The organism is Ramlibacter sp. 2FC (assembly GCF_005503345.1).
In the GTDB taxonomy this organism is placed as follows: domain Bacteria; phylum Pseudomonadota; class Gammaproteobacteria; order Burkholderiales; family Burkholderiaceae_C; genus SCMQ01.
Window position 1 is genome coordinate 1 of sequence record NZ_SCMM01000114.1, and the last position, 3,548, is coordinate 3,548.

Genomic DNA, 3,548 nt, shown 5'->3' on the forward strand with positions numbered 1-3,548 from the left:
GGTTCGACCAGGCGCGGCGCCGCCTGCTGCGGCACGGCCGACCAGAGCTCGGCTTCCACGCCCAGGTCGTTCTCGCTCTGGCGCTTCCAGTGCACGCCCCAGGTCAGCGCGCCTAGCAGCAGGAGGTGGGCCAGCAGCGCCAGGCCCAGCGCGCGCAGCGTGCCGGGCGGCTGCGGGGGAATGAATTCGTTGCGTTCGGCGGCGGCGTGCATGAGGCGAAGCTCAGGGGATCAACTGCACCGACAGTCCCACGCGCTTGACGCCGGCGCGCTGCAGCTCGTCCATGGCCTTGACCACGGTCTCGTACTTGATGCCCTTCTCGGCGCTGATCACCACGGCGCTGTCGGCGGGCTGCGCCTCCTGCCATTGCCGGGCCAGGCTGGCCGCCTCCTTGGCCGAGACGCTCACGGTCTTGTCGTCGGTCTTGAACTGCAGCCGCTCGTCCTTGTCGATCAGGATCTGCGCCACCTTCGGGGGCTGCGCCGGCGCCTTGCCCACGCTGGGCAGGTTGATCATGCTCGGCGTGATCAGCGGGGCCGTGACCATGAAGATGATCAGCAGCACCAGCATCACGTCGATGAAGGGCACCATGTTGATCTCGTTGATGGTGCGGCGGCCGCGGCCGCGGGAGGCGACTGAGGGCATGGCGGGCTCCCCGGCGCTGGCTCAGTGACCCGAGGGCGAGTGCGCGCCCAGGTTGCGCTGCAGGATGTTGGAGAACTCCTCGATGAAGGTCTCCAGCTTGATCGCCACGCGGTCGATGTCGCGCGCGAAGCGGTTGTAGGCCACCACGGCCGGGATGGCGGCGAACAGGCCTATGGCCGTGGCGACCAGGGCCTCGGCGATGCCGGGCGCCACCGTGGCCAGCGTCACCTGCTGCAGGTTGGCCAGGCCGGTGAAGGCGTGCATGATGCCCCAGACGGTGCCGAACAGGCCTACGTAGGGCGAGACCGAGCCGACCGAGGCCAGGAAGGAGAGATGGGACTCGACCACGTCGAGCTCGCGCTGGAAGCTGGCGCGCATGGCACGGCGTGCGCCGTCGAGCAGGGTGCCGGGGTCGTTGAGGCGGCGCTCGCGCAGCTTCTGGTATTCGCGCATGCCGCTGGCGAAGATGCGCTCCATGGGGCCGGCGTGCTTGGCGTTCTGCGCGGCGGCGGCAAACAGGTCGTTGAGGCTGGTGCCGGACCAGAAGTCGCGCTCGAAGTCGTCGTTCAGCGACTTCACGCGCTTGAGCGCGATCAGCTTGCGGAAGATCGCCGTCCAGCTCGCGACCGAGACGGCCACCAGCAGCAGCATGACCAGCTGCACGACGAAACTCGCGTTCAGCACCAGTTGAAGGATGGACAGGTCCTGGTTCATGTTTTCAAAAGCTCAAGGATGTGCGGCGGAATGCGGCTTGGCTTGAGGCAGTCCGCGTCGACCCAGCCGATGCGGATGCGGCCTTCGCAGAGCAGGAGCCGGTCGCTGTTCGCGTCCCGCGCCGTGCTCGAGAGCGCCTGCTGCTCGATTGTCAGGGATGCCCGGCCGATCTCCTGAAGGTGTGCTGTAACAATCAGTTCGTCGTCCAGCCTGGCCGGTCGATGGTAGCGTACGGCCGTCTCGCTGACCACGAACTGCCCGCCCGTGGCCTCGCGCAGCGCCTGCTGGCCTATGCCCAAAGAACGCAGCCATTCGGTGCGCGCGCGCTCGAAGAACTTGAGGTAGTTGGCGTAGAAGACGATGCCGCCGGCGTCGGTGTCTTCCCAGTAGATGCGGACGGGGAATTCAAAGGCCATGGTGTCAGGACAGCAGGGCACGCAGGCGTTCCACGGCCGTCTGCAGCTGGCCCATGGAACTGGCCGTGGAAAAGCGGACGTAGCGCGCGGTGTCGGCGCTGCCGAAGTCGCGCCCCGGCGTGACCGCGATGCGCGCGCGCTGCATCAGCGCGAAGGCGAAGTCCCAGCTGCCCTCGACACCGAGCTTCTCGCAGGCCTGGCTGCAGTCGGCCCAGGCGTAGAAGGCGCCGTCGGGCATGACCGGCACCGTGAGGCCCAGCGCATTCAACGCGGGCACGAAGAAGTCGCGCCGCGCCTTGAACTCGGCGCGCCGGCGCTCGTACTCGGCGATGCTTTCGGCCTCGAAGCAGGCCAGGGCGGCGTGCTGGGCCACCGTGCTGGCGCAGATGAACAGGTTCTGTGCCAGGCGCTCGACCACCGGGACCAGGGCCTCGGGCACCACCATCCAGCCCAGGCGCCAGCCGGTCATGTTGAAGTACTTGCTGAAGCTGTTGATGCTGATGACCTGCTCGTCCAGCGCCAGCGCGGTGTGGCCGAAGGTGTCGTCGTAGCTCAGGCCCAGGTAGATCTCGTCGACCAGGGTGATGCCGCCGTGCTCGCGCACCACCTCGTGGATGCGGCGCAGCTCCTCGGGATGGATGGAGGTGCCGGTGGGGTTGGACGGCGAGGCCAGCAGCACGCCGCGCGTGGCCGGCGTCCAGGCGGCGCGCACCTTGTCGGCGCTGAGCTGGAAGCGCTCGGCGGCCGTGGTCGGCAGCAGCACGGCGCGGCCCTCGGCCGCGCTGACGAAATGCCGGTTGCAGGGGTAGCTGGGATCGGGCATGAGGATCTCGTCCCCGGCCTCGATCAGCGCCAGGCAGGCCAGCTGCAGCGCGGCCGAGGCCCCGGCCGTGACCACGATGCGCCGCGCCGGCACGGCCACGCCGAAGCGCTGCGCGTACCAGGCGCTGATGCGCTCGCGCAGCGCGTCCAGGCCCAGGGCATGGGTGTACTGGGTGGCGCCGTCCCGGATGGCGCGCGCCGCCGCTTCCTGCACCAAGGGCGGGGCGGTGAAGTCGGGCTCGCCGATGTTGAGGAAGATCATCGGCGCCTGGCCCGGTGCGGACTCGCGCGCCAGGGCCGAGGCCGCCTTGGCGACCTCCATGACGTAGAAGGGCTCGATGCGGCGGGCGCGCTCGGCGATCCGGATCACGAAACACCTCCGGGCAGAGCCCTGCGGTGTTGTGCGCCCTTGGGGCGGCCCGGCGGGCTCACGGGCGTGCCTTTCCCGCGAGCCGGTCGGCCTCCACCTCGGCCGCGCGCAGCTTGGGCGCCAGGCCGTTGAGCACGGCGTTGACGTACTTGTGGCCGTCGGTGCCGCCGAATTCCTTGGCCAGCTCGATGCACTCGTTGAGCGCCACGCGCCAGGGCACGTCGGGGCAATGCAGGAACTCGTAGGCGCCTATCCACATCACGCCGCGCTCGATCGGCGAGATCTCGGCCAGCTTGCGGTCCAAGAGCGGCACGATCAGCGCGTCCAGGTCCGCGGCCTCGGCGATGCAGCCGTGCAGCAGCGCGTCATAGTGGGCCGCGTCGGCCTTGTGGAAGCCCGCCAGGTCGCGCGTGAAGGCGTCGATGGCGGCGGCGTCGTTGCCGCCGACCAGGTGCTGGTAGAGCGCCTGCAGCGCGAACTCGCGCGCCCGGCTGCGCGTGGACTTGGCGGCGGCCTTGCGCGCGCCGGTGCTGGTGAGGCCGGTGCGCGGCTGGCGCGGCGGGCGCTGGCTGGGGGTGGAA

Annotated in this window: 5 protein-coding genes and 1 pseudogene; all 6 read right to left on the reverse strand. The window is 69.7% G+C overall.

Going from position 1 to position 3,548, the window contains the following annotated elements:
• Nucleotides 1-212 (reverse strand): annotated as a pseudogene (locus FFS10_RS22705) (cell envelope integrity protein TolA); the annotation flags it as partial.
• Nucleotides 213-222: 10 nt separating this feature from the next.
• Nucleotides 223-645 carry a biopolymer transporter ExbD gene (locus FFS10_RS22710; protein ID WP_137896867.1) on the reverse strand — a complete coding sequence of 141 codons (423 nt, stop codon included), beginning with the start codon at nucleotides 643-645 and terminating at the stop codon, nucleotides 223-225.
• Nucleotides 646-666: 21 nt separating this feature from the next.
• Nucleotides 667-1,359, reverse strand: coding sequence for a protein TolQ (gene tolQ / locus FFS10_RS22715; protein ID WP_137896868.1), 693 nt, complete (start codon nucleotides 1,357-1,359; stop codon nucleotides 667-669).
• The gene (ybgC, locus tag FFS10_RS22720) at nucleotides 1,356-1,775 is read right to left on the reverse strand and encodes a tol-pal system-associated acyl-CoA thioesterase (RefSeq protein WP_137896869.1); all 420 of its coding nucleotides are present in this window, start codon (nucleotides 1,773-1,775) and stop codon (nucleotides 1,356-1,358) included. Before ybgC ends, tolQ begins: the two co-directional genes overlap by 4 nt.
• 4 nt (nucleotides 1,776-1,779) lie before the next feature.
• Nucleotides 1,780-2,964 (reverse strand): pyridoxal phosphate-dependent aminotransferase, encoded by a 1,185-nt coding sequence (locus FFS10_RS22725; protein ID WP_137896871.1) that lies wholly within the window; start codon nucleotides 2,962-2,964, stop codon nucleotides 1,780-1,782.
• A gap of 61 nt (nucleotides 2,965-3,025) precedes the next feature.
• Nucleotides 3,026-3,548, reverse strand: a 523-nt coding sequence (gene nusB / locus FFS10_RS22730; RefSeq protein ID WP_137896870.1) for a transcription antitermination factor NusB, incomplete at its 5' end; no start/stop codon positions are given.